Origin of the sequence: Enterobacter cloacae complex sp., assembly GCF_900322725.1 — a bacterium.
Lineage (GTDB): Bacteria > Pseudomonadota > Gammaproteobacteria > Enterobacterales > Enterobacteriaceae > Enterobacter > Enterobacter quasihormaechei.
Genome location: NZ_LT991957.1, coordinates 494,467 through 519,486, shown reverse-complemented (window position 1 = coordinate 519,486; position 25,020 = coordinate 494,467). Strand labels below are relative to the sequence as shown.

The 25,020-nt window shown below is 56.2% G+C and carries 22 protein-coding genes; 10 read left to right on the top strand and 12 right to left on the bottom strand.

The window, feature by feature from the left end:
- Positions 1–26: 26 nt before the first annotated feature.
- Positions 27–197 carry a YfgG family protein gene (locus DBR02_RS02440; protein WP_064910267.1) on the bottom strand — a complete coding sequence of 57 codons (171 nt, stop codon included), beginning with the start codon at positions 195–197 and terminating at the stop codon, positions 27–29.
- A gap of 366 nt (positions 198–563) precedes the next feature.
- On the opposite strand from DBR02_RS02440, the gene DBR02_RS02435 reads away from it, so the two are divergent.
- The gene (locus tag DBR02_RS02435) at positions 564–2,804 is read left to right on the top strand and encodes an EAL domain-containing protein (protein WP_107533481.1); all 2,241 of its coding nucleotides are present in this window, start codon (positions 564–566) and stop codon (positions 2,802–2,804) included.
- Positions 2,805–2,808: 4 nt separating this feature from the next.
- On the opposite strand, the gene ppx is transcribed toward DBR02_RS02435, so the two are convergent.
- The 4 genes from ppx to purM form a co-directional block, all read right to left on the bottom strand.
- A complete protein-coding gene (gene ppx / locus DBR02_RS02430; protein WP_063868035.1) occupies positions 2,809–4,347 on the bottom strand; it encodes an exopolyphosphatase in 1,539 nt (512 codons plus the stop codon).
- Between the two features lie 3 nt (positions 4,348–4,350).
- Positions 4,351–6,411: a polyphosphate kinase 1 gene (ppk1, locus tag DBR02_RS02425; RefSeq protein ID WP_006811494.1), complete on the bottom strand. Its 2,061-nt coding sequence runs from the start codon at positions 6,409–6,411 to the stop codon at positions 4,351–4,353.
- A gap of 228 nt (positions 6,412–6,639) precedes the next feature.
- Entirely contained in the window at positions 6,640–7,281 is a 642-nt protein-coding gene (purN, locus tag DBR02_RS02420; protein WP_107533480.1) for a phosphoribosylglycinamide formyltransferase, read from the bottom strand.
- Positions 7,278–8,315, bottom strand: coding sequence for a phosphoribosylformylglycinamidine cyclo-ligase (purM, locus tag DBR02_RS02415; protein WP_063450491.1), 1,038 nt, complete (start codon positions 8,313–8,315; stop codon positions 7,278–7,280). Before purM ends, purN begins: the two co-directional genes overlap by 4 nt.
- Positions 8,316–8,581: 266 nt before the next feature.
- Here purM and DBR02_RS02410 point away from each other — a divergent pair, with 266 nt between their 5' ends.
- The 4 genes from DBR02_RS02410 to DBR02_RS02395 all read left to right on the top strand — a co-directional run bounded on the left by DBR02_RS02410 (position 8,582) and on the right by DBR02_RS02395 (position 13,026).
- Positions 8,582–10,012 carry a 6-phospho-beta-glucosidase gene (locus tag DBR02_RS02410; protein WP_107533479.1) on the top strand — a complete coding sequence of 477 codons (1,431 nt, stop codon included), beginning with the start codon at positions 8,582–8,584 and terminating at the stop codon, positions 10,010–10,012.
- Between the two features lie 217 nt (positions 10,013–10,229).
- Entirely contained in the window at positions 10,230–10,856 is a 627-nt protein-coding gene (gene upp, locus DBR02_RS02405) for a uracil phosphoribosyltransferase (RefSeq protein ID WP_040074548.1), read from the top strand.
- An 82-nt stretch (positions 10,857–10,938) separates the two neighbouring features.
- A complete protein-coding gene (gene uraA / locus DBR02_RS02400; RefSeq protein WP_107533478.1) occupies positions 10,939–12,228 on the top strand; it encodes a uracil permease in 1,290 nt (429 codons plus the stop codon).
- A gap of 96 nt (positions 12,229–12,324) precedes the next feature.
- Complete coding sequence (locus DBR02_RS02395) at positions 12,325–13,026, top strand: DnaA inactivator Hda (RefSeq protein ID WP_211482948.1); 702 nt, start codon at positions 12,325–12,327, stop codon at positions 13,024–13,026.
- Positions 13,027–13,156: 130 nt separating this feature from the next.
- Here the strand turns inward: DBR02_RS02395 and DBR02_RS02390 are convergent, their stop codons facing one another.
- From DBR02_RS02390 to celB, 3 genes are read right to left on the bottom strand one after another with little or no spacing between them, the layout of a single operon-like run.
- Positions 13,157–14,575 (bottom strand): leucyl aminopeptidase family protein, encoded by a 1,419-nt coding sequence (locus tag DBR02_RS02390; protein ID WP_107533477.1) that lies wholly within the window; start codon positions 14,573–14,575, stop codon positions 13,157–13,159.
- Positions 14,575–15,531: a N(4)-(beta-N-acetylglucosaminyl)-L-asparaginase gene (locus DBR02_RS02385; protein ID WP_107533476.1), complete on the bottom strand. Its 957-nt coding sequence runs from the start codon at positions 15,529–15,531 to the stop codon at positions 14,575–14,577. Before DBR02_RS02385 ends, DBR02_RS02390 begins: the two co-directional genes overlap by 1 nt.
- Before the next feature lie 3 nt (positions 15,532–15,534).
- The gene (gene celB / locus DBR02_RS02380) at positions 15,535–16,854 is read right to left on the bottom strand and encodes a PTS cellobiose transporter subunit IIC (protein ID WP_107533475.1); all 1,320 of its coding nucleotides are present in this window, start codon (positions 16,852–16,854) and stop codon (positions 15,535–15,537) included.
- A 147-nt stretch (positions 16,855–17,001) separates the two neighbouring features.
- Here celB and DBR02_RS02375 point away from each other — a divergent pair, with 147 nt between their 5' ends.
- On the top strand, positions 17,002–17,826 hold the full coding sequence (locus DBR02_RS02375; RefSeq protein WP_107533474.1) for a helix-turn-helix domain-containing protein: 825 nt from the start codon (positions 17,002–17,004) through the stop codon (positions 17,824–17,826).
- Here DBR02_RS02375 and arsC read toward each other — a convergent pair.
- Together arsC and bepA are read right to left on the bottom strand one after the other, a co-directional pair.
- Complete coding sequence (gene arsC / locus DBR02_RS02370; protein WP_107533473.1) at positions 17,823–18,179, bottom strand: arsenate reductase (glutaredoxin); 357 nt, start codon at positions 18,177–18,179, stop codon at positions 17,823–17,825. The genes DBR02_RS02375 and arsC overlap by 4 nt on opposite strands.
- A 13-nt stretch (positions 18,180–18,192) precedes the next feature.
- Entirely contained in the window at positions 18,193–19,656 is a 1,464-nt protein-coding gene (gene bepA / locus DBR02_RS02365) for a beta-barrel assembly-enhancing protease (protein ID WP_063450483.1), read from the bottom strand.
- Between the two features lie 220 nt (positions 19,657–19,876).
- Between bepA and DBR02_RS02360 the strand changes: the two genes are divergently transcribed.
- On the top strand, positions 19,877–20,941 hold the full coding sequence (locus DBR02_RS02360) for an AI-2E family transporter (RefSeq protein WP_107533472.1): 1,065 nt from the start codon (positions 19,877–19,879) through the stop codon (positions 20,939–20,941).
- An 82-nt stretch (positions 20,942–21,023) separates the two neighbouring features.
- Here the strand turns inward: DBR02_RS02360 and bcp are convergent, their stop codons facing one another.
- Both bcp and DBR02_RS02350 read right to left on the bottom strand, forming a co-directional pair.
- Complete coding sequence (gene bcp / locus DBR02_RS02355; RefSeq protein WP_045141746.1) at positions 21,024–21,494, bottom strand: thioredoxin-dependent thiol peroxidase; 471 nt, start codon at positions 21,492–21,494, stop codon at positions 21,024–21,026.
- Positions 21,494–22,063 carry a glycine cleavage system transcriptional repressor gene (locus tag DBR02_RS02350; protein ID WP_000213743.1) on the bottom strand — a complete coding sequence of 190 codons (570 nt, stop codon included), beginning with the start codon at positions 22,061–22,063 and terminating at the stop codon, positions 21,494–21,496. Before DBR02_RS02350 ends, bcp begins: the two co-directional genes overlap by 1 nt.
- Before the next feature lie 145 nt (positions 22,064–22,208).
- Here DBR02_RS02350 and dapA point away from each other — a divergent pair, with 145 nt between their 5' ends.
- The 3 genes from dapA (at position 22,209) to purC (ending at position 24,961) form a co-directional block, all read left to right on the top strand.
- Positions 22,209–23,087 carry a 4-hydroxy-tetrahydrodipicolinate synthase gene (dapA, locus tag DBR02_RS02345; RefSeq protein ID WP_063450481.1) on the top strand — a complete coding sequence of 293 codons (879 nt, stop codon included), beginning with the start codon at positions 22,209–22,211 and terminating at the stop codon, positions 23,085–23,087.
- Between the two features lie 16 nt (positions 23,088–23,103).
- Positions 23,104–24,138, top strand: a complete 1,035-nt coding sequence (gene bamC, locus DBR02_RS02340) for an outer membrane protein assembly factor BamC (protein ID WP_107533471.1) — start codon at positions 23,104–23,106, stop codon at positions 24,136–24,138.
- A gap of 109 nt (positions 24,139–24,247) precedes the next feature.
- On the top strand, positions 24,248–24,961 hold the full coding sequence (gene purC, locus DBR02_RS02335) for a phosphoribosylaminoimidazolesuccinocarboxamide synthase (RefSeq protein ID WP_107533470.1): 714 nt from the start codon (positions 24,248–24,250) through the stop codon (positions 24,959–24,961).
- Positions 24,962–25,020 lie beyond the last annotated feature (59 nt).

Here is a 25,020-nt window from a genome sequence, read left to right as displayed (position 1 = left end):
GTTTGTCTGCCGGGAACGAACAAGCGTTAGCGCTCGGGCGTATCTACCACAAGACCTGACTGCTGCGACTGAATTTTGTCCTGATGGTGATACCAGGCGCCGATGGAGGAATAAACAAAGCGGCCAAAGAAAAACATGAAGCTGATGAGCAGTATGATGCGGGTCATCCGGGTGTTGAATCGATGTCGTTTTCGCATACGCGTAGCCTGACTCACTTTATTTTCCTGAGTATACCCTTTTGGGCGATGCGGCTATTAAGGCACAGCCGCAAGTCAGGGTCAATTCGCCAGAATGTAAAATACCGTCAATGCTTACATTAATTTATGTTATTAAAAACAACGCATTTATTTATCGCCTTGATAATTACAGGAAAAATATTCAAAAAAAACGTAAGAAAGATTTATTCAGATAATTTAATTTGATTTAGGTCAACGGAATCCCGCCTTTGGTATTTAAAATCCTTCCTCCACTGCTTGCCAGGAATTTTCCAGGCAACTTATACGTCAGGTTGGATGCCTGTCTTCACTTACCCTCTGGAGCGCAAGGGTTGTAAACGAGCATCTATGAATATTCAGCACATCCTGAAGCAAAATAAAGACCGCTGGTGGGCACTTCCTCTTATTTTACCCGTGGTGTTACTCCCGGTGCTGAGCGTGGCAAATACCTTAACGCAGCTGGGCGAGGGTATCGTTGCGCTCTATTATTTACCGCTCTCTTTTCTGCTGACGCTGATGCTGTTCTTCGGCATGGAGGCGCTCCCCGGCATCGTGGTGTCGCTGTTTTTACGCTATTACCCTTCTGTTGGCCTGTATGAAACCGTGGCCGGCATTCTGCATTTTATCGTTCCCCTGGTGCTCAGCTGGAGTGGTTATCGCGTGTTTGCGCCCCGACGCAATATGACCGCGTACGGCGACGTGCGCCTGATGGGACAGCGTATTTTCTGGCAGGTTTTCTGCCCCGCAACGCTCTTTTTGATACTGTTTCAGTTTGCGGTGTATCTCGGCGTGTACGAAAGCCGCCAGAGCCTGGCAGGGTTAAATCCTTTCAACATCCGCACGCTCATTAACTATCAGGCGCTGCTGGTGAGCGGGCTGACGGGCGTGCCGCTCAGCTATTTGCTGATCCGTCTGATTCGCCATCCGCGCTACGTCAAAGGGCTGATATCCCAGATTCGCGTGCAAATAGACAAAAAGGTTACCGTCGTAGAGTTTGTGGCGTGGTTTTTAGCGCTGGGCGGGCTGCTGGGCATGCTGCTGCTGCCCATGAACATCAACAGCTCTATTTTCAGTACAAACTATACCTTGTCTCTGCTGATGCCCGTAATGCTCTGGGGCGCGATGCGCTTCGGTTACAAGCTGATGTCGATTATCTGGACGCCGGTCCTGCTGGTGTCGATTCACTATTATTATCACTATATTCCGCAGCATCAGGGCTATGACATTCAGCTGGCGATTACCTCCTCCAGCTATCTGGTCTTTTCATTTATCGTCATCTACATGTCGATGCTGGCGACACGCCAGCGCGCCATTAATATTCGTTCCCGCAGACAGGCGTTTCTCGATCCGGTTGTGCATATGCCGAATCTGCGGGCGCTGTCGCGCGAGCTGGCCAGTAACCCCTGGTCGGCGCTCTGCTTACTGCGCGTGCCCGAGCTGGAAGTGCTGGGGCGTAATTACGGCGTACTGCTGCGCATCCAGTATAAACAGCAGCTGGCGCAATGGATAAATGGCACCCTTCAGCCAAATGAGCGCGTCTATCACCTCACCGGGTATGACATGGCGGTGCGTCTGGATGCGGAGTCGCATCAGCAGCGTATTGAGACGCTGGACGAGCATATCAAGCAGTTCGTTTTTATCTGGGATGGTATGCCGGTACAGCCTCAGGTCGGCGTGAGCTACTGCTATGTACGTTCTCCCGTCAATCATCTCTATCTGGTGCTGGGAGAACTGGGCATCGTGGCCGACCTCTCCCTCTCCACCAACCACCCGGAAAATCTTCAGCAGCGCGGGGCCGTTCACTTGCAGCGTAGCCTGAAAGATAAGGTGGCGATGATGAGTCGTTTGCAGGCCGCGCTGGAGCAGGATGCCTTTACCCTGCTGGTTCAGCCGGTTCGCGGGCTGCGCGGCGATCGTTACCACGAGGTGTTGCTGCGGATGCGCGACGATAACGGTGCGCTGATCTTTCCCGAGCAGTTCCTGCCCATAGCACAGGAGTTTGGCTTATCGTCGCGTGTGGATTTATGGGTACTCGAGCGTACGTTGAGTTTCCTGGCGCAGCACCGTCAGCGTCTGCCGGGCCAACGCTTTGCGATCAACCTTGCGCCGTCTACCGTCTACCGGGCTCAGTTCCCGCTTGAGGTGAGCCGCCTGTTAGCCAAATATGCCGTTGAAGCGTGGCAGCTGATTTTTGAGGTGACCGAAAGCAGCGCCTTTGGTCATGCGGATCGGGCGGAAACCAACCTCAGGAAATTACAAAAAATGGGGATACGGATCGCCATTGATGATTTTGGCACCGGCTACGCCAGCTACGCGCGGTTAAAAAGCGTGGATGCCGACATCCTCAAAATCGACGGCGGCTTTATTCGTAATATTGTCAGCAACAGTCTGGATTACCAGATTGTGGCCTCCATTTGCCATCTGGCCCGGATGAAGAAAATGCTGGTGGTGGCGGAATACGTGGAAACAGAAGAGATACGTAGCGCGGTACACGCGCTAGGTATCGATTATGTGCAGGGCTATCTGATTGGGCTGCCGGTGGAGCTTGAAACACTGCTCGAAACGCAGCCTCCTCAGGAAAGCACCTGAGCCGTTACGCGGCTGCCTCTGAGCTCTCTTCTTCAATCTTCAACAGCCAGCCGGTGACCGCTTCCCAGTACTGCTGCTCTTTTTCCAGATCCAGCAGAACCAGCGCGTTCTGGCTGAACCAGTCGTGCGGGAAGCTCAGCGTCCAGTGGTGGTCGTCCGTTTTCAGCTTCAGCGTCGGCGGCGTGGTGGTTGCCTGACGCTGGTTATTAAGCAGCACGCCAAGGCGCAACAGCTGAATCAGCGGCAGGAACTGCTTTTTCTTGAACAGCGTAAAGCGCGGCAGATCGTCGAGCTTAATGGCTTTGCGGTGATAGCGCACCAGCGTCGCCATCATGGTTTGCTGCTCCTGGTTGAAGCCAGGCAGATCGCTGTTTTGCAGAATATAGGCTGAATGACGATGCATCCCGCTGTGGTTGATGTTCAGCCCCACCTCGTGCAGCATCGCGGCCCATTTTAACAGCGCGGCGAGCTGCGGGTGCGCCAGCTTCGGATTCTGCTCCTCCCACTGCTCGTACATCTGAACCGTGGTTTCCAGAACCCGTTTCGCCTGCTCGCGGTCGATGTTGTACTGGTTCGCCAGGCTCTGTGCGGTGCGGCTGCGAATATCCTGATGACGGAAGCGGCCCTCCATCTCATACAGCACGCCTTCGCGCAGGGCGCCGTCAGAGAGGCGCAGCTCTTTGATCGCCAGCGCGTCAAACACGCCGCACAGGATCGCCAGCCCCGGGACGAACACCGCTTTACGTTCGTCGGACAGGCCCGGCAGACTCAGGGCGTCGAAGCTCTTATGCTTAAGCACCTCTTCGGTGAGTTTTACCAGGCGCTCAGGCGTAATAAACCCGTCTTTTTCACCCATCGCCAGCAGCACTTCGTGGGCGGCTTTAATCGAACCCGATGCCCCGAGCGCCACGTTCCAGCCCTGAATACGGTACTGCCAGGCCAGGTTTTCCAGTTTTTGCACGGCGGCCATGCGCGCGCGCTGGAAGTTTTCGCGGGTGATTACGCCGCCCGGGAAATACATCTGCGCGAAGCTGACGCAGCCCATACGGCGGCTTTCCACCAGGCGCGGCTCGAAGTCTTCGCCAATCACCAGTTCAGTTGAGCCGCCGCCGATATCAATCACCAGCTTGCGGCCTTTTTCCGGTTGGGTATGCTCCACGCCCATAAAAATCAGGCGTGCTTCTTCGTTACCGGAGATGATCTCAATCGGGTAGGGGATGACCTTTTCCGCGCGCTTCAGAAACTCCGGCGCGTTCAGCGCCTGGCGTAGCGTATGCGTCCCGACGATGCAGACGCTGGAGGGCGAAAAGCCTTGCAGACGTTCTGCGAACAGCGACAGGCAGTTTAGCCCGCGCTCCATTGCCTCTTCGCTCAGCATGTTACGCGCATCAAGACCATCGGCCAGATGCACGCGCTGTTTCAGGCGACCGATGATCTGCATCGCGCCATCCACCTCGCGGGCGATGACCATATGGAAACTGTTTGAGCCAAGATCGACCGCAGCGAACTCCTGCGGGCGGGGGGTATTATCGTTTATTGGCATAGGTTAATCGGGTTGCTCAAGTGATTTGATGTAATCGTAAATCGCCAGCTGCGACCGGACTTTTCGGCGATTGCCGCGCGGTACATAGCGATTACTGAGTTCTTTGTCGATATAACGTGCTTTCACCGTATCGCTGAACAGGATCTCGATAATGTCCAGAATACGCTGCTTAAGGCGGGGATCCAGCAGCGGCGCCGCCACTTCAATACGGTAATCAATATTACGCGTCATCCAGTCGGCGGAAGAGAGATATACGCGCTTATCACCGGCATTATCGAAAATATAGACGCGATCGTGTTCAAGATAGCGATCCACAATGCTGATCACGCGAATGTTGTCGCTGATGCCTTCCAGTTCGGGGATGAGCGAGCACATGCCGCGAATGAGCAGATTAACCGGCACGCCGGAGCTGGAGGCCGCGTACAGGCGGTCCACCAGGCCTTTGTCCACCAGGTTGTTGAGCTTAAGCGTGATGCCGGACGACAACCCGTTCTGCGCGTTGGCAATCTCTTTGTCGATCATATCGTACAGCAGGCGGCGCGAGTTCTGCGGGGACACCAGCAGGTAGTCGAAGCTAACTGGGCGGTACGGGTTCTCAATGAAGTTAAACACCCGACGCACTTCGTTGGTAATGCGCGCATCGGCCGTCAGCAGCGAGTAGTCGGTGTAAATACGCGCGGTTTTCTCGTTGAAGTTACCGGTGCCGATATGGGCATAACGCACCACGTCGTCGCCTTCTTTACGGGAAATCAGGAACAGCTTGGCGTGAATTTTCAGTCCCGGCGCGGAGAAGATGACGTGCACGCCCGCTTCCGTCAGTCGGCGCGCCCAGTGGATGTTGGCCTCTTCGTCGAAGCGTGCCTGTAGCTCAACCACCACGGTCACTTTCTTGCCGTTGTGCGCCGCGTGGATCATCGCGTCGATGATGCGGGAATCTTTCGCCACGCGATAGATGTTGATTTTAATCGCCAGCACGTTCGGATCGAACGAGGCCTGACGCAGCAGCTCCAGCACGTGTTCAAAGGTGTGATACGGATAGTAGAGCAGCACATCGCGCTCGCGGATGGCGTCGAACCCGTTACGGAACTTATCGAACCAGATATGGCGCAGGCGCGGCAACGGCTTGTTCACCAGGTTGGCTTTGCCCACGTTCGGGAAGCCGATGAAATCTTTAAAGTTGTGGTAACGCCCGCCGGGGATAATGGAATCGTAGCGGGAGATGGTCAGCTTATCGCGCAGCATTTCCACCATCGCGTCCGGCATATCGCGCTGATAAACAAAACGCACCGGCTCTGCGGTCAGGCGCTGCTTGAGGCTGGAGGACATCAGCTCCATCAGGCTGGCTTCCATCTCGTGCACCAGATCGTACTCAGCGTCACGGGTCATCTTCATTGAGTAGGCGTTTAGCGCGTCGTAATCGAAGAAGCCCTTGAAGATATCGTCAAGGCAGTAACGCAGGATGTTATCCAGCAGAATCATTGGTTTACGTCGACGCGGCGTTTCCGGCGGCAGGTTCACAAAGCGCGGAACCTTATCGGACGGAATTTCCAGCAGCGCATAGTTGATGGTCTCACCGCGAATGATTTCCACTGCCAGATAGGTGTAATCATCTTTCAGGAACTGCACCAGATCGGTTTCACGGTTGATCAAAATCGGGGTGATGTGCTGGCGCAAATAATGTTTGAAATAGTGGCGAAGCCAGTTTTGCTGATTCGCGGAGAGCTGACGTTCGTTGATCAGGAAGATTTGATTGCGTGCCATTTCCAGCAGCAGCTCGTTATAGAGGCCATCAAATTCCTGATCGGCTTTCATGACGCGAGACTGGATTTTTCCAAGCAGATGCCGCGAGTGGGAGTTTAAGCCCTGTTCTTCACTGATGATGATTCGGCGCTTCAGTTCGGCAAAGCGAACCTTATAGAACTCATCCAGATTGTTGGAATAGATGCCTAAAAAACGCATGCGCTCAATCAGCGGGTTGCTTTTATCGGCCGCTTCCTGAAGTACACGTTCGTTGAATGCTAACCAGCTTAGCTCTTTCTCAATGTATAACTTTTCCTGACCCATTACAGCTCACACTCCAGTTCAATCACAGGACGTGGTAAATCCGTCTCGTCCTTATTATGGCGAGCATTTCCACGATATGTCCAACAGTGCCAGAAAAGTATGACAGTTATTTTTTTTGTTGGGGATTTTAGAGGGTTGGGGGAGGGGGATCGGGTGGCGCTGCGCTTACCACGACCTACGGGAGCGTAGGCCCGTGAAAGCGAAGCGCCGCCGGGCAATTCAAACAGACTACTCTTCGGCCGCATAACCCTGCGGGGGCAACTTCACGCCGTCCAGCCAGGCTGCGCCGTTGCGCATCTCCAGGCGTCCATCGACAAACCAGCTTACCACCAGGGGATAAATGGCGTGCTCCTGCGTCTGTACGCGTTCGGTCACGTCGTCTTCATTGTCGCCGTCAAAGACCGGTACTTTCGCCTGCAAAATCACCGGACCGCCGTCCAGCTCGTCGGTGACGAAATGCACGGAGGTACCGTGCTCCTCATCGCCGTTCTCCAGCACCTGACGATGGGTGTGCAGGCCGGGATATTTTGGCAGCAGGGAAGGGTGAATATTGAGCAGCCGACCGGCGTAGTGTTCAACAAAAGCCTGACTCAGGATGCGCATGTAGCCTGCCAGCACCACGACGTCGGGTGCGTAGGCGTCAATTTCCTGCACCAGTTCGCGGTCAAACGCTTCACGGCCCGCGAACTGACTGGCTTCCAGCGCGTGCGCGGGGATATTGGCTTCCCGCGCGCGCTCAAGGCCGAATGCATCGGCCTTGTTGCTGAATACTGCCCGAATGGTGCCATTGATTTTCTTCTGTTTGCAGGCATCTATGATTGCCTGCAAATTGCTTCCGTTGCCGGAAATAAGCACCACGATGTTTTTCATTCAATGACCACACGCTGTTCGGAATCGGACGCTTTAATCGTACCGATTTTCCACGCGTTTTCACCTTTTTCTGTCAGCAGCTTAACCGCTTTATCCGCTTCGCTTGCCGGCAGGGCGATAACCATGCCCACGCCGCAGTTAAAGGTGCGGTACATTTCGTGCGAGCTCACGTTGCCGGCGGTTTGCAGCCAGTTGAAGACGGACGGCCACTGCCATGAGGAGGCGTCGATTACCGCCTGGGTATTGTCCGGCAGCACGCGCGGAATATTTTCCCAGAAGCCGCCGCCGGTCAGGTGAGCGATAGCGTGAACGTCGACGTTCTCAATCAGCGCCAGTACGTTTTTCACGTAGATGCGGGTCGGGGCCAGCAGGTGATCGGCCAGCGGTTTGCCGTCCAGCTCGGTGGTCAGCGGGTCGCAACCGCTCACTTCGAGGATTTTACGTACCAGAGAGTAGCCGTTAGAGTGCGGGCCGCTGGAGGCCAGCGCAACCAGCACATCGCCGTCAGCCACTTTGCTGCCGTCGATAATTTCTGATTTTTCTACCACGCCAACGCAGAAGCCTGCGACGTCATAATCTTCACCGTGATACATGCCGGGCATTTCAGCGGTTTCACCGCCGACCAGCGCACAGCCGGATTGCAGACAGCCTTCGGCGATGCCGTTAATGACGCTGGCTGCGGTGTCCACGTCCAGCTTGCCGGTCGCGTAGTAATCCAGGAAGAACAGCGGCTCAGCGCCCTGTACCACCAGGTCGTTGACGCACATCGCCACCAGATCGATACCGATCGTATCGTGTCGCTTAAGATCCATCGCCAGACGCAGTTTTGTCCCTACACCATCCGTACCCGAGACCAGCACAGGTTCACGATATTTTTGCGGCAGCGCGCACAGTGCGCCGAATCCACCCAGGCCACCCATCACTTCCGGGCGGCGGGTTTTTTTCACCACACCTTTGATTCGGTCAACCAGCGCATTACCTGCGTCAATATCAACACCGGCATCTTTGTAGCTGAGAGAAGTTTTGTTGGTCACGGCTCAAGTCCCCACGCGATTGCATAGCTAGTAAGAAAAATCGGCGCAATTCTAACAGTCCAGGCAAACGTTTGCGAGCCTATTCTCGGCGCGAAGATCTTTTTTTCTCAAAGGCCTGTAAAGGGCGACAAACTTGACTCTGTTCACGAAAATGAAACCGGTTTCTGCGATCTGCTTGCAACGGCTTTCCCCTTTGCACATCATCAAACTGAAACCGGTTTCTGTAACTGTTTTTGCAGAAAATAACGCAGAATGAGGGAAAGCAAATGTCTGGATTTAAAGCAGGTTTTCTGTGGGGTGGAGCCGTTGCGGCGCACCAGCTTGAAGGCGGCTGGAAAGAGGGCGGCAAGGGGGTAAGCGTTGCCGACGTCATGACCGCGGGCGCCCACGGCGTGCCGCGTGAAATCACCAACGGCGTGCTGGAGGGGAAAAATTACCCAAACCACGAAGCCATCGATTTCTACCACCGTTATAAAGAAGACATCAAACTCTTTGCCGAGATGGGGTTCAAATGCTTCCGCACCTCCATCGCCTGGACGCGTATCTTCCCGAAAGGCGACGAGCTGGAGCCGAACGAAGCAGGACTCAAATTCTACGATGACCTGTTTGACGAGTGCCTGAAGTACGGCATCGAACCGGTTATCACGCTTTCCCACTTCGAGATGCCTTTCCACCTGGTAACGGAATACGGCGGCTGGCGCAACCGTAAGCTGATCGACTTCTTCGTGCGCTTCGCGAAGGTCGTTTTTGAGCGTTACCAGCACAAGGTGAAGTACTGGATGACCTTTAACGAGATCAACAACCAGGCAAACTTCCACGAAGACTTTGCGCCGTTCACCAACTCCGGGCTGAAATATGCGCCGGGTGAAGACCGCGAGCCGGTCATGTTCCAGGCGGCGCACTATGAGCTGGTGGCCAGCGCCCTGGCGGTGAAGGCGGGCCGCGAGATCAACCCGTCGCTGCAAATCGGCTGCATGATTGCCATGTGTCCCATCTACCCGCTGACCTGCGCGCCGGACGACATGATGATGGCGATGAACGCCATGCATCGCCGCTACTGGTTCACCGACGTGCACGTGCGCGGCAAGTATCCGCAGCATCTGCTCAACTACTTTGAACGTCGCGGCTTCGCGCTGGATATCACCGAAGAAGATAAGGCCGCGCTGACGCAGGGCTGCGTGGATTACATCGGGTTCAGCTACTACATGTCTTTCGCCACCAAAGCGACGGCAGATAACCCGGCGCTGGATTACGACGAGAGCAAGAGTCTGGTCTCTAACCCGTACGTGCAGAAATCCGACTGGGGCTGGCAGATTGACCCTGTCGGGCTGCGCTACTCTCTGAACTGGTTCTGGGATCACTATCAGCTCCCGCTGTTCATTGTTGAAAACGGCTTTGGCGCGATCGACGTGCAGGAGAGCGACGGCACGGTAAACGACCAGTACCGCATTGATTATCTGTCTGCACACATCCGCGAGATGAAAAAAGCGGTGGTGGAAGATGGCGTGGATCTGATGGGCTATACCCCGTGGGGCTGTATCGACCTGGTCTCTGCCGGAACGGGTGAAATGAAAAAACGCTACGGCTTTATCTTTGTCGATAAAGATAACGAAGGGAACGGCACGCTGAACCGCAGCAAGAAGAAGTCGTTCGACTGGTATAAGCAGGTGATTGCCAGCAACGGCGATAACCTCTAATTGTCGGGTGGCGCTCACGCTTACCCGACCTACAATACACGTAGGCCCGCGTAAGCGCAGCGCCACCGGGCAAGATCCCGCACCCAAGCCGGAGCCCTGCCTCCGGCTTTTTTGTTTTTGATTGATATACGTCAAGCAAGTTGGGTATGGCGCAATCGGAAAAAAGCGGTATAATCCCGCGATTTTTTTGCGGATGCCACCTCAGAGGAGAAAGAGAATGAAGATTGTGGAAGTGAAACACCCACTCGTTAAACACAAGTTGGGCCTGATGCGTGAGCATGACATCAGCACGAAGCGTTTTCGCGAACTGGCTTCTGAAGTGGGCAGCCTGCTGACCTACGAAGCAACCTCCGATCTGGAAACGGAAAAAGTGACCATCGAAGGCTGGAACGGTCCGGTACAGGTTGAGCAGATCAAAGGTAAAAAAATTACCGTGGTGCCAATCCTGCGTGCGGGTCTGGGCATGATGGAAGGCGTACTGGAGCACGTGCCAAGCGCGCGTATCAGCGTGGTGGGTATCTACCGTGACGAAGAGACCCTTGAGCCGGTCCCGTACTTCCAGAAGCTGGTCTCTAACATCGACGAGCGTATGGCGCTGGTGGTTGACCCGATGCTGGCGACCGGTGGTTCGATGATCGCCACCATCGACCTGCTGAAAAAAGCCGGATGCAGCAGCATTAAGGTGCTGGTCCTGGTTGCAGCGCCGGAAGGTATTGCGGCGCTGGAAAAAGCGCACCCGGACGTTGAACTGTATACCGCGTCTGTCGACCAGGGACTGAACGAGCACGGGTACATCATCCCGGGACTTGGCGATGCCGGCGATAAGATTTTTGGTACTAAATAATCGAATAACGATAAAGAAGCCGACTTTGATAGTCGGCTTTTTTTTGAATAAAAACCAACAATAACACTCAGAGGAAAACACTATGACGCGCCGTGCTATCGGGGTGAGTGAAAGACCGCCGCTTTTACAGACAATCCCGCTTAGTTTGCAGCACCTGTTCGCCATGTTTGGCGCAACCGTGCTGGTGCCAATCCTGTTTCACATTAACCCGGCTACCGTGCTGCTGTTCAACGGCGTCGGTACGCTGCTTTACCTCTTTATCTGTAAAGGCAAAATTCCGGCCTATCTCGGGTCGAGCTTCGCCTTTATTTCTCCGGTACTGCTGCTGTTGCCGCTGGGTTATGAGGTCGCGCTGGGCGGCTTTATCATGTGCGGCGTCCTGTTCTGCCTGGTCTCCTTCATCGTGAAGAAAGCAGGCACCGGCTGGCTGGACGTGATGTTCCCGCCTGCGGCGATGGGCGCTATCGTTGCCGTCATCGGCCTGGAGCTTGCTGGCGTGGCGGCGAACATGGCCGGCCTGCTGCCGGCGGATGGTCAGTCACCGGATTCTAAAACCATTATTATCTCGCTGGTGACGCTGGGCGTGACGGTGTTCGGCTCCGTGCTGTTCCGCGGCTTTATGGCGATTATCCCGATCCTGATCGGCGTGCTGGCGGGCTACGCGCTCTCCTTCGTGATGGGCGTTGTGGATACTACGCCGATTTCCGAGGCGCACTGGTTCGCGCTGCCAACCTTCTACACCCCACGCTTCGAATGGTTTGCAATCTTCACCATTCTGCCTGCCGCGCTGGTGGTAATTGCCGAGCACGTCGGCCACCTGGTGGTGACGGCGAACATCGTGAAGCGCGACCTGATCCGCGACCCGGGCCTGCATCGCTCCATGTTTGCCAACGGTTTCTCCACCATCATCTCCGGCTTCTTCGGCTCCACGCCAAACACCACCTACGGCGAGAACATCGGCGTAATGGCGATCACCCGCGTCTACAGCACCTGGGTTATTGGCGGCGCGGCGATCATCGCCATTCTGCTCTCCTGCGTCGGTAAACTGGCGGCAGCGATCCAGATTATCCCGGTGCCGGTGATGGGCGGCGTCTCGCTGCTGCTGTACGGGGTGATCGGTGCCTCCGGTATTCGCGTGCTGATTGAATCCAAAGTGGATTACAGCAAAGCGCAGAACCTGATCCTGACCTCCGTTATCCTGATTATCGGGGTGAGCGGTGCGAAGGTGCACATCGGCGCAGCGGAGCTGAAGGGTATGGCGCTGGCGACCATCGTGGGCGTCGGCCTCAGCCTGATTTTCAAGCTGATCTCGGTGATCCGCCCGGAAGAGGTGGTCCTGGACGCGGACGAAAGCGAAAAAGCGCCTCATTGATCGTCATGCCGGGCGACGGATCGCCCGGTTCTCTCCTTGCAGGTTCCGTGTTAAACTCCATTCCGATTTTATGTAAGATCTCTGGTTGAGGTATTTCTGAACGGACCGGCACAGCTCTCTCTGCCACTTTATCTCCCTGACGATGAAACTTTCGCGAGTTTCTGGCCGGGTGATAACCCCTCTTTACTGGCTGCACTGCAAAACGTGCTGCGCCAGGAACACAGCGGATACATCTATATCTGGTCACGCGAAGGCGCGGGGCGCAGCCACCTGCTGCATGCGGCCTGTGCCGAGCTTTCGGCGCGCGGCGATGCGGTCGGCTACGTGCCGCTGGATAAACGTACCTGGTTTGTGCCTGAAGTGCTTGAGGGCATGGAACATCTCTCCCTGGTCTGCATCGATAATATTGAATGCGTGGCGGGGGATGAGCCGTGGGAAATGGCAATCTTTAACCTCTATAACCGCATTCTGGAGTCGGGCAAAACCCGGCTGCTGATCACCGGCGATCGTCCACCGCGTCAGCTTAATCTTGGGCTGCCGGATCTGGCGTCTCGTCTGGACTGGGGGCAAATCTACAAGCTGCAACCGCTGTCGGATGAGGACAAACTCCAGGCGCTTCAGCTGCGGGCAAGACTGCGCGGCTTCGAACTGCCGGAAGACGTGGGCCGTTTCCTGCTGAAGCGGCTGGATCGCGAGATGCGTACGCTCTTTGACACGCTCGATCAGCTCGATCGCGCGTCCATTACCGCCCAGCGCAAGCTGACCATTCCGTTTGTGAAAGATATTCTTAAGCTGTAGTTATGTCGGGTGGCGGCGACGCCTTACCCGGCCTACAAGGAGAGTGGTTTTCGTAGGCCCGGTAAGGCGTAGCCGCCACCGGGCAAAAAAATCAAAGCCATAGGCCGGGTAAGGCGCAGCCGCCACCCGGCTAAAGATCCCCCACCAAGTGCTCCACCAGCAGTGAAATCGGCCTTCCCGACGCCACGCTCCTGCCGTTCTCCCGCCATAGCGCCGTTCCGCTGATATCCAGATGCGCCCACGGGATCGTCGGCGGGCAGAAGTGGTGCAGCAGCCACGCCGCCGACGCACTGATCGCCGCATTGTTGGTCGGCGTATTGCACAGATCGGCGATGGCGCTGTCGGTCTGCTTTTTCAGCCGCGCATCCAGCGGCAGGGACCATACCTCGTCACCGCTCCGCTTACCCGCTCCCGTCAATGCTTCGCGCAGCGGTTCATCCTGCGTCATTAATCCGCTCAGCTCATATCCCAGCGCTTTCACCACCGCGCCCGTTAACGTTGCCATATCAATGATATAGCGGGCCTGCGGGTGCCGCTGGCTGGCCCAGGCGATGGCGTCTGCCAGCACCAGCCGGCCCTCGGCATCGGTATTATTAATTTCAACGGTGATGCCGTTGCAGGCCGTTGCCACCGTGCCGGGCTGCATCGCCTCCGGGCCGATGGCGTTTTCCGCCAGCGCCAGCACGCCCATGATGCGTACGGGCAATTTCAGCTCCGCAACGGTCAGCATCAGCCCGAGCACGTTAGCCGCGCCGCACATGTCATATTTCATGGTGTACATGCCCGCGCCTTCCTTCAGCCACAGGCCGCCGGTGTCAAAGGTTATGCCTTTACCGACATAGCAGCGTACCGGGCCGTCAGAGACACCGTTATAGTGGACAGCGAGCAGACGCGGCGGGCAGGCCGCCCCTTTGCCAACCGCGTGCAGCAGCCCAAGACCCTGCTCAACAATATCCTTTTCGTTCAGCACCTCGCAGCGCAGGGCAGGGTAGGCGGCACACAGTTTTTGCGCCTCTTCGACCACAAACTGCGGCGTACAGCGGTCAGACGGGATATCCGCCAGCCGCCGCGCCGCGACCATTCCGAGGGCAATAGCCTGCTGCTGGCGGAAGATCGTCTCCAGCTTCGCCCGCTGTTCCGGCAGGCAGAGGGCGGTGATGCACGTAAGACGCACCGCGTCGTCCGTTTTCTTGAGCTTCAGATCGCTCAGCCTGTGCGCCTGGTTAAAGAGAAATCGCAGCACCTGCGCCAGCACCACCTCGTCGATATCCGTCACGTCCAGCACGATATCGGCGCTGGCGGGGGCGGCAAGCAGCGGCCGCAGGGCAGCGAGCAGCCCTTCGGTCAGGGCGTCATGCCAGAGCCCATCCGGCAGCAGGGTGATACGGGCAAACGGCGCGCAGCCAAAGCGGGTGTCCGCGATGCCGTCAGAGTCGCGCATTTCATCGACAAGCGCGCTTTCCGGTAAGAGAGAACTGGCCGAGCGCGCAATCAAATGGCTGTTCGGCTTCGCGTCCGCAAGCGCGCTGATAAACTGATATGTAATCATCATGACTCCTCAATGGGCGCGCGGATCCGTGCGGCATAGGCCTGCATCCACGCCTCGTCTACCGCGTGATAATGCGTTTTCTCCCGCAGGCGTTCGGTACGAAAAACCGTGAGCGGCTGGCGGGCCGTCGCCACCACAAACGAGAAGGTTTTGATGTTGGTTGCGGCGCCAAACTCGCCTCTGTTGTTCATGCACACCACGGAGAGATCGCCCGCGCGGCCAAAGCGCGACATCAGCCTGTCTTCCAGTTCAAAGACGACCGAATCCGCCGCCTGCTGCGGCGTCATGCCCTGCGCCATTCGGCGAACGATTTCGTAGCTGGTGCAGCCTTTCATCAGATCTTCACCCACACCCGTGGCGGTGGCCGCCCCGGTTTCGCTGTCGCAGTAAAAGCCGGAGCCGATAATCGGCGAGTCCCCGAGGCGACCGCGTTTTTTCATGAACAGGCCGCTGGTGGAGGTGGCAACGCTCATTGAGCCCTGTTTATCGAGACCGATAACGCCGACGGTGTCGTGCCCGTCGTAGGGGCTTAACCCCTTATCCAGCGTCTCACGGCAGCGCTTACGGTAGTGCTGCATGGCGCGATCCGTGAGCATGGTTTTGTCGGTAAAGCCCTGGCTCAGTGCCCACTCGCGCGCGCCCTGGCCGACCAGCAGGCTGTTGTAGCGCTGACGGCTGAGCGCATGCGCCACGCGCACCGGGTTGGCGATATCCACCAGATTCCCCACCGCGCCGAACGCCAGCGTGTCGCCGTCCATATACGCCGCGTCCAGCTCCACCTCACCGTTTTCGGTAGGCAGCCCGCCGTAGCCGACGGATTTATACAGCGGAAAGTCTTCGACGGCGGCGACGGCATCAACCACCGCCGCAGCGACCGGTTTTCCCGCCGCCAGGGCAGACGCAGACTCCGTTACCCCTTCAAGCGCCATTCGCCAGGTTGCGATAATTCCCCACATGCTTTACTCCTGTTTTGCAAGGGTGGTGTCGGTTTGCGTCACCGGGGTCAGTTCCGCGGCGCGGTACTGTTTATCCACGATACACATGAAAGGCAGGTACAGCATGGCGCCAATCAGCAGGTTGATCAGCTGCATCACGCTGCCGCTCAGGTGGCCGGTGACGATAAAACCGCTGATAACCGGCGGCAGCGTCCAGGGGATAAACACCCCGGTGGTGACGGCGACCGCGCCAACCTTCATCGCCACATACTGCACGGTGACCAGCACCAGCGGCACCAGGTTGAACGGGATAAGCATGATGGGGTTCATGATCACCGGCAGGCCAAACAGGATCGGCTCGTTGATGTTAAACACCGATGCCCCTGCGCCGAGGCGCGCCACTTCGCGCATGTTTTTGCTGCGGGCGAAAATCAGCATCGCGATCACCAATGAGAGCGTGGCCCCCGCGCCGCCCATCCAGATCATGTCGAAAAACTGTTCCGTGATAATGTGCGGCGGCGTCGTTCCCGCCTGGATCGCGGCGATATTATCGGTCTGGTTCTCCATCCACAGCGGGCGAATAATGCCGTTGATCATCGAACCGGAGTTAATGCCCACTGACCACAGAATGGTGATGCTGAATACCGTCATCAGCGCACCGAAATAGGAGGTGCCGTAGTGGCGCACCGGGGTAGCAACCACTTCATAAATAAACTGGTGGATGGTGCTGTAATGGGTGTTTTCGAAGATGATGCGGATGATAAGCACCAGAATCATCACCAGCAGGGCCGGGATCAGCGCCGCGAACGACTCCTGTACCGCCGGGGGCACGCCGTCCGGCATTTTGATGACCAGCTTTTTGCGCTTCAGCCAACAGAACAGTTCCGTCCACAGCAGGGAACCGATCATCGCCACGAACAGCCCTTTGCTGCCGATCCACTCCACCGGCATCACGGTAATACCACCGTTTTCCGCCACTTTGATAAAAGGCGTCAGGATCAGAAACGCGACCAGCGCCAGGATGCCGCAGGAGATGCGGTCCTCGCCGTAGTGTTCCGCCAGACGGTAGGCCACCAGGAAGCTGATAAACAGCGACATGGTCGAGAACACCGCGTTGAACGGGATCTCAATAATCGCGCTCCAGCTGTCACCAAAGGCCTGAGACATAAACTGCTGATAGGCCTGGTTAGGGAAAGAGGAGATCACCAGCAGGATGGAGCCGACGATGATAAACGGCATGAATGAAACGTAGGCCCCACGGATGGCCCCAAGATGGCGCTGCTGGGCTGTTTTCGCCGCCAGCGGCATCAGTTTTGCTTCAAGAAATCCCAGGACATTGTTCATTGTGAACTCCGTACAAGATTGAGGGGTGTGGTTTATGTTATGTCTGTGGATTATCAGTGAAGCGCGGCGAACGAAAGGTGAAATCGGTCACAAAGCATTCGCTGCTGCATAATAAATCTCATGAGATTAGTTGCGGAGAGAGACGCGATGGAAATCAAACTGCATGCCAACGCCACGACCACGCCGCGTATCCGTCGCTACCTTCAGCAGTCCGATAAAAGCGACAGAGAGCTGGCCACTGAGCTGGGGATCTCGGTCACCACCGTCAGGCGCTGGCGCAACCGCGACCAGGTATCGGATAACCACACTACGCCCAAAGTGATACACAAAGCGTTGAGACAGGAACAGGCGGCACTGATAAATGCCCTGCGGGATATCACCGGTGCGCCGCTGGATGAGCTGCTGCTGTTGGTGAATGACGGGCTCGGGATCGCCGTTTCCCGCGCGACCCTGAACCGCTACCTCAAGCCGGCTTCGGTAAAACAAAAGGGGGCGTTGTTGCAGGGCAAAAAGGCGCTGAAGGCCGGCATCATGCCGCAGAAACTACTCCTGCATCATCAGCCGCTGTCGCTGCATATGGACGACGGTGGCGAGCAACACCTGCTCTGGGCGCGTGAACCCGTCAGCGGCTGGTGCTACGCCCGGCTTTATGCCGGCGTTTCCCCGCAGTTGTTAACCCACTGGGCGAATGAGGTGCTGGAAGCGTGTCCGGCAGATATTCAATCTGTTGAGACTTTTGGGCTGGCGGTGACGCTGCCGGTGCACAGCGTTAGCGTGAAAGCGCATCCGCAGCAAATCCGCGCCGTACTGGTGGCGCTGCCGTTACGCGACATCATTCCACGGGTGAACAGTGAACCGATGGGAGAGCTGTTGATTCAACTGTGTGAGTATTACAACCGGGGGAAAGCGCAGAAAAAGCTGGGAGAGCGTACGCCGCAGGCGTTTCTGGAAGCGCTGCGGCGTAACGATTAGACGATCTCGAGCACGTTTTCAGGCGGACGACCGATACGCGCCTTGCCGTTCGCCACTACAATCGGACGCTCAATCAGCTTTGGGTTATCGACCATTGCCTGAATAAGCCGCTCTTCAGTGAGATGTGTATCGTTCAGATTGAGCGATTTATACAGATCTTCTTTCTGACGCATCAGCTCGCGCGCGCTGCTCATATCGAGCATCTTAAGCAGCTGACGGATCGTCTCCGCATCCGGCGGCGTCTCCAGATACAGCACCACTTCCGGTTCGATGCCGTTAGACTTCAGCAGGCTGAGGGTGTCGCGGCTCTTGGAGCAGCGAGGGTTATGATAAATTTTTACCGCGTCTGTCATGACTTCTCCTTTATTACATCTTCTCGTACGGCTTAAAGCGTTGTTGCAGGCCGCGCAGCTGGTCGATTCGCGCGTCGTAACGGGCCTGTTGCAGGCTGCCGAGTTTCACCTGTGAACTGGCGCTGCTCAACAGGGAAATGGCCTGGTCGAGGCGGCCCGCCAGCGCCAGACCTTCCGCACGCGCGGCCAGCTCCTGATCGCGGTTACCCAGTTGCCCCTGCGCCTGGGCGAGCAGCTCCCAGCCGTTCTGGTCATCTTTATTGTTAAAGGTGTAGCGGTTCAGAATGGTCACCGCCTCACCGGGCTGTCCACCCTGTAAGTAAGCGTTCGCCAGGTTAAGCTGCAATACCGGATTGTTACGAAGATCTTTCGCCCCTTTCAGGCGATTAATCGCATCGGTCGCTTTTTTCTGTCCCAGATCGATATCGGTGGCGAGGTCGAGATACCACGGGTTATTTGGGGCCGCCGCCAGAAGCGGCTGTAGCGCTTTACGCGCTTCATCATATTTGCTGGCCTCCATAGCCTGGAGCGCCTGACCATACTGCGCCGCGTTTTTCTCGCGCACGTTGCCTTTCGCCAGCGCGTCCAGCAGATCGCTGGTGAGCTGATTACGCCCGGAGTTGTACATGCCAAGCGTTCTCACTTTTGCCATGTAGAAATCCTGCGAGGACTGCACGACCACCGGACGCATCTGGTTGGCACGGTTACGCGCATCCGAGAGGCGGCTTTCCGGCAGCGGGTGGGTCAACAGAATTTCAGGGGGACGCGACGAGTAGCGTGCCTGGTCGAGCAGTTTTTCCAGGAAGCTCGGCATGGCCTGCGGGTCAAAGCCTGCACGCTGTAAAACCTGAATGCCGATGCGGTCTGCCTCCTGCTCATTCTGCTGGGTAAAGCTGATCATCCCCTGACGCGTTCCCGCCAACGTCCCGGTGAGGGCCGCCATCCCAGCCTGCGGGCTGGCCATCGCCAGCAGAATAGAGCCCAGCGCGCCCACCCAGGTCAGCGGGGCGTTACGCTTCTGGTCTTCCATCGCACGCGCCAGATGGCGCTGGGTAACGTGCGAAATTTCGTGCGCCATGACTGACGCCAGCTGGCTTTCGTTATCGGAATAACGGAATAACGCCGAATGCAGCACCACGTTCCCGCCAAAGAAGGCGAAGGCGTTGATTTCGTCGTTATTGATTAAGAAGAAGTGGAAGGGCGTTTTTACCGAGTCCGCATGTGCCACCAGCCGCATCCCCAGACCGTTGATGTACTGGACCAGCAAAGGGTCGTTGATCAGCGGAGCACTGCCGCGCAGCTGGCGTACGTAATAATCCCCCATCTGCATCTCCTGCCCGATGGAAAGCGTGCTTCCTGCCGTGGTGCCCATGTCCGGCAATGAATCGGACGAGTCAGCGAAAGCGGGCAACACCTGGCCGACCGTCACGGCGGCAATCAGTGTCGCAACCAGTGTTTTTCTCAACTGCCTGAACATAACCACTGTCCTGTATGTTGGATGTGCTAATTTGACCGATGAACCCGCATAACGTTCATCTCCGCTGCCCTGCGAGTGTAGCCGTGTTAAGAGATGAAGAAAATCCCATTCATCAGGGTTTTGCGAAACCTGACAGTGAAACAAAAAGGAAAGTCTTTTTTGTGACAGTTAGATACAATTCACCGTCTCACTCCCGCCATTCGATTCAGGGAAGGGTTGTATGCTCGAAATGTTAATGCAGTGGTATCGGCGTCGGTTTAGCGATCCGGAAGCCATTGCTTTACTGGTTATTCTGGTTGCCGGATTCGGTATCCTGTTCTTCTTTAGCGGCCTGCTGGCACCGCTGCTTGCGGCGATCGTGCTGGCGTATCTGCTGGAGTGGCCCACCGCGCGTCTGGAACATATCGGCTGTTCCCGCCGCTGGGCGACCAGCATCGTGCTGGTGCTGTTTGTCGGTATACTGCTGCTGATGTCCTTCGTGGTCATGCCCATCGCCTGGCAACAGGGGATATATTTGATCCGCGATATGCCCGGCATGCTGAATAAACTGTCTGATTTTGCCGCCACGCTGCCGCGCCGCTATCCCGCGCTGATGGACGCCGGGATCATTGATGCGATGGCCGAAAATATGCGCGCCCGCATCATGACCATGGGTGATTCGGTGGTGAAGTACTCGCTGGCCTCGCTGGTAGGGCTGCTGACCCTGGCCGTCTATCTGGTCCTCGTGCCGCTGATGGTGTTCTTCCTGGTCAAAGATAAAGAGCAGATGCTGAACGCGGTACGCCGCGTGCTGCCGCGCAATCGCGGCCTGGCCGGGCAGGTCTGGCAGGAGATGAACCAGCAGATCACCAACTACATTCGCGGCAAGGTGCTGGAGATGATCGTGGTGGGCGTGGCGACCTGGGTTGGCTTTGTGATCTTTGGGCTGAATTATTCGCTGCTGCTGGCGGTGCTTGTTGGATTCTCGGTTCTGATCCCGTATATCGGCGCGTTTGTGGTGACCATTCCGGTCGTCGGCGTCGCGCTGTTCCAGTTTGGTCTGGGCACGGAGTTCTGGAGCTGCTTCGCGGTATACCTGATCATTCAGGGGCTGGACGGTAACCTGCTGGTGCCGGTGCTGTTCTCAGAAGCTGTTAACCTGCATCCGCTGGTGATTATTCTGTCGGTGGTGATTTTCGGCGGGCTGTGGGGTTTCTGGGGCGTGTTCTTTGCCATACCGCTGGCGACGCTGATTAAAGCCGTGGTCCACGCATGGCCGGATGTGCCGGCGGTGGAAGAGAAGTAGTTTTGCCGGGCGGCGCTGCGCTTACCCGGCCTACTTATTCTTGTAGGTCGGGTAAGGCGAAGCCGCCACCCGACACTCACTTTCAGGCACTTTCTTTCAGCCAGTTCAACACCACGTCGTGGTGATTACTGGTTTTAAAGTCGTCAAACACGTGCTCAACTTTACCGTCAGCGCCAATCAGGAAGCTGATGCGGTGGATCCCGTCGTAGGTTTTGCCCATAAAGGACTTCTCACCCCAGACGCCAAACTGCTCGCAAACCTGGTGGTCTTCATCGGAAAGCAGCGTGAAGTTCAGCAGCTCTTTTTCCGCAAAGCGTGACAGCTTTTCTGGCTTATCGGTGCTGATGCCCAGCACTTCCACACCGACTTTCTTCAACTCATCCATGTTATCGCGTAAACCGCAGGCCTGTACGGTACAGCCCGGCGTCATGGCTTTCGGGTAGAAATAGACCAGAACACGCTGTCCCTGGAAGTCGGTCAAATTTACTTGCTCGCCGTCTTGATCCGGTAAGCTAAATTTCGGTGCGATATCACCGGCTTTCAGTGGGTTCATTACTCAACTCCATCCTGTTCGTGCTGCGAATAATCGACGACGCTTATACTGCCTTGCGCGTGTAATTCTGTACAGAGGGCTTTGAATGCTTGCTCGATATTTGACGCATCCTGCGAGGCAGGGCTGTGGGCGGTAATTTGAATAAACAGCGTCGGGATGGCGTTCTCATCACCCGGCTGCGTGCGGGAAACCAGTTCGGCAATGTTCATCTGATGGCTGTCAAACAGCGCCGTAAAACGTTCAATCAGATGAGGTGAATCAGGCACTTCAACCTGTACCCAGACCGTGGCAGGCAGAGCCGGACGCGGGCGCGCGGTGGTGCGCTTCATCACAATCAGTAAATCCAGCTCTGCGCCCTTCAGCGGCAGGGTAGATTCGATGAGGGTAATGGCATTCCATGTTCCGGAAAGCAGCATAATGAACGTGAACTCTTCACCCAGCATAGCCAGCCGGCTGTCTTCGATATTGCAGCCGCAGCTGCTCACGTGGCGAGTGATGGTATTCACGATACCCGGCCTGTCAGCACCCAGCGCAGTGATAACCAGGTAATGTTGTGATGAGGTTGTCAAACCTGTTCTTCCTTTGCGTGGTTAAGTCTTCCTAAGGAAAGCATAAAAAAAACATGCATACAACCGCCTGAGAGCCTCAGGTCGCTTGCTTTTATTACAGTTCCAAACGTAACATTGAGGCTCTTGTTCGCACAGAGGATGGCTCATGTTCACGGGAAGTATTGTCGCGCTTGTTACACCGATGGATGAAAAAGGTAATGTCTGCCGGTCAAGCATGAAGAAGCTCATTGATTACCATGTCGCCAATGGAACCTCGGCGATCGTTTCGGTAGGGACTACCGGTGAATCCGCAACGCTGAGCCACGACGAGCACGGCGACGTTGTGATGCTGACCCTTGAGCTGGCTGACGGGCGTATTCCGGTCATCGCGGGTACGGGCGCAAACGCAACGGCTGAGGCCATTAGCCTGACCCAGCGTTTTAACGACAGCGGCGTTGTTGGCTGTCTGACGGTCACGCCTTACTACAACCGTCCTACTCAGGAAGGTTTGTTCCAGCATTTCAAAGCCATCGCCGAACATACTGACTTGCCACAAATTCTGTATAATGTGCCGTCTCGTACCGGTTGCGATATGCTGCCGGAAACCGTTGGCCGTCTCTCGAAAGTAAAAAATATTATCGGGATTAAAGAGGCGACAGGGAACTTAAGCCGCGTTCATCAGATCAAAGAGCTGGTTTCAGACGACTTTATCCTGTTGAGCGGTGACGATGCGACCGCGCTGGACTTTATGCAGCTCGGTGGAAATGGCGTGATTTCCGTGACGGCGAACGTTGCGGCGCGCGATATGGCTGACATGTGCAAGCTGGCCGCAGCCGGTCACTTTGATGAAGCTCGCGTGATTAATCAGCGTCTGATGCCGTTGCACAATAAATTATTTGTCGAACCCAATCCGATCCCAGTGAAATGGGCATGTAAGGAGTTGGGGCTTGTAGCAACCGACACGCTGCGTCTGCCAATGACACCTATTACCGACCACGGTCGTGAAATTGTCGCTGGCGCGCTGAAGCATGCCGGTCTGCTGTAAAGTTTAGGGAGATTTGATGGCTTATTCAGTACAGAAGTCGCGCCTGGCGAAGGTTGCGGGTGTTTCGCTTGTTATGCTCCTCGCTGCCTGTAGTTCAGACTCGCGCTACAAGCGCCAGGTGAGCGGTGATGAATCCTATCTGGATTCGCCGCCGCTTGCTGAACTTCACGCGCCTGCCGGCATGATCCTGCCGATCCAGAACGGTGATTATAATATTCCGGTCACGAACGGTAGCGGTCTGGTGGGTAAAGCGCTCGATATTCGTCCGCCGGCTCAGCCTCTGGCGCTGGTAAGTGGCGCGCGTACTCAGTTTACCGGTGATACGGCCTCTCTGCTGGTGGAAAGCGCACGCGGCACCACGCTGTGGCCGCAGGTGGTGAGCGTAATTCAGTCGAAAAATTACACGATTGATAAACGCGACGACGCCAGTCAGACCTTAACCACCGACTGGATTGAGTGGAACCGTCTCGATGAAGATCAGCAGTATCGCGGTCGTTATCAAGTCTCCGTTAAGCCGCAGGGTTATCAGCAGGCGGTTACCGTTAAGCTGTTAAATCTTGAGCAGGCGGGCAAACCGATTGCCGATCCGGCTGCCTTGCAGCGCTACAGCACCGAAATGCTGAACGTGATTGCAGCGGGTCTGGATAAGAACGCCACCGATGCCGCTAACGCCGCGCAGAACCGTAACGGTTCAACGTTTGACGTGCACAGCGGTGCCGATGATACCGGTCTGCCAATGCTGGTGGTGCGTGCGCCGTTTAACCAGACCTGGCAGCGTTTGCCGGCTACGCTTGAAAAAGTGGGTATGAAGGTGACCGACAGCACCCGTTCAACGGGCAGCATCACAGCGACCTATAGGCCGCTGTCCGATAGCGCCTGGCAGGAACTGGGGGCAAGCGATCCGCAGCTGCCTTCCGGTGACTACAAAATCCAGGTCGGCGACCTCGATAACCGCAGCAGCTTGCAATTTATCGATCCGAAAGGACACACGCTGACCCAGTCGCAAAACGATGCGCTGGTCGCTGCCTTCCAGGCCGCATTCAGCAAATAATAGCGAGGGCTGGATAATCCAGCCCTTTTTATTTTCGTGCTACGCAAACGTGTGCGTGGCATAATATGCCCAGTTTTGAATACAAATCATCACACCAGGAGTAATGAAGATGCAGAAGCAAGCTGAGTTGTATCGTGGCAAAGCGAAAACCGTATACAGCACGGAAAACCCGGATCTGTTGGTGCTCGAGTTCCGCAATGATACGTCAGCAGGAGACGGCGCGCGCATTGAGCAGTTCGATCGTAAAGGCATGGTGAACAACAAGTTCAACCACTTCATTATGACCAAGCTGGCCGAAGCCGGTATCCCGACTCAGATGGAAGCGTTGCTGTCCGATACGGAATGTCTGGTAAAAAAACTGAATATGGTGCCGGTAGAGTGCGTTATCCGTAACCGTGCCGCAGGCTCCCTGGTGAAGCGTCTGGGCATTGAAGAGGGTATTGAACTGAATCCACCGCTGTTCGATTTGTTCCTGAAAAACGATGCCATGCACGACCCGATGGTCAACGAATCCTACTGCGAAACCTTCGGCTGGGTAAGCAAAGAGAACCTGGCGCGCATGCAGGAACTGACCTACAAAGCCAACGACGTGCTGAAAAAGCTGTTTGATGACGCGGGCCTGATCCTGGTCGATTTCAAGCTGGAGTTCGGTCTGTACAAAGGCGAAGTGGTGCTGGGCGACGAATTCTCTCCGGACGGCAGCCGTCTGTGGGACAAAGAGACGCTGGATAAAATGGACAAAGACCGTTTCCGCCAGAGCCTGGGTGGGGTGGTCGAAGCGTACGAAGCGGTTGCTCACCGTTTAGGCGTTAAGCTCGACTAATACGCGCATTTGCCAAAGGATGTTTGCATCCTTTGGCGTCTTATCCTTGTTTACTATGG

Bases quoted from the DNA above. Each gene is read 5' to 3' on its own strand.
- DBR02_RS02440 (WP_064910267.1), bottom strand. From the start codon at position 197: ATGCGAAAACGACATCGATTCAACACCCGGATGACCCGCATCATACTG.
- bcp (WP_045141746.1), bottom strand. From the start codon at position 21,494: ATGAACCCACTGAAAGCCGGTGATATCGCACCGAAATTTAGCTTACCG.
- DBR02_RS02390 (WP_107533477.1), bottom strand. From the start codon at position 14,575: ATGATTACATATCAGTTTATCAGCGCGCTTGCGGACGCGAAGCCGAAC.
- purN (WP_107533480.1), bottom strand. From the start codon at position 7,281: ATGAAAAACATCGTGGTGCTTATTTCCGGCAACGGAAGCAATTTGCAG.
- bamC (WP_107533471.1), top strand. From the start codon at position 23,104: ATGGCTTATTCAGTACAGAAGTCGCGCCTGGCGAAGGTTGCGGGTGTT.
- dapA (WP_063450481.1), top strand. From the start codon at position 22,209: ATGTTCACGGGAAGTATTGTCGCGCTTGTTACACCGATGGATGAAAAA.
- purC (WP_107533470.1), top strand. From the start codon at position 24,248: ATGCAGAAGCAAGCTGAGTTGTATCGTGGCAAAGCGAAAACCGTATAC.
- arsC (WP_107533473.1), bottom strand. From the start codon at position 18,179: ATGACAGACGCGGTAAAAATTTATCATAACCCTCGCTGCTCCAAGAGC.
- upp (WP_040074548.1), top strand. From the start codon at position 10,230: ATGAAGATTGTGGAAGTGAAACACCCACTCGTTAAACACAAGTTGGGC.
- bepA (WP_063450483.1), bottom strand. From the start codon at position 19,656: ATGTTCAGGCAGTTGAGAAAAACACTGGTTGCGACACTGATTGCCGCC.
- celB (WP_107533475.1), bottom strand. From the start codon at position 16,854: ATGAACAATGTCCTGGGATTTCTTGAAGCAAAACTGATGCCGCTGGCG.
- uraA (WP_107533478.1), top strand. From the start codon at position 10,939: ATGACGCGCCGTGCTATCGGGGTGAGTGAAAGACCGCCGCTTTTACAG.
- DBR02_RS02360 (WP_107533472.1), top strand. From the start codon at position 19,877: ATGCTCGAAATGTTAATGCAGTGGTATCGGCGTCGGTTTAGCGATCCG.
- DBR02_RS02385 (WP_107533476.1), bottom strand. From the start codon at position 15,531: ATGTGGGGAATTATCGCAACCTGGCGAATGGCGCTTGAAGGGGTAACG.
- ppx (WP_063868035.1), bottom strand. From the start codon at position 4,347: ATGCCAATAAACGATAATACCCCCCGCCCGCAGGAGTTCGCTGCGGTC.
- ppk1 (WP_006811494.1), bottom strand. From the start codon at position 6,411: ATGGGTCAGGAAAAGTTATACATTGAGAAAGAGCTAAGCTGGTTAGCA.
- DBR02_RS02375 (WP_107533474.1), top strand. From the start codon at position 17,002: ATGGAAATCAAACTGCATGCCAACGCCACGACCACGCCGCGTATCCGT.
- DBR02_RS02410 (WP_107533479.1), top strand. From the start codon at position 8,582: ATGTCTGGATTTAAAGCAGGTTTTCTGTGGGGTGGAGCCGTTGCGGCG.
- DBR02_RS02435 (WP_107533481.1), top strand. From the start codon at position 564: ATGAATATTCAGCACATCCTGAAGCAAAATAAAGACCGCTGGTGGGCA.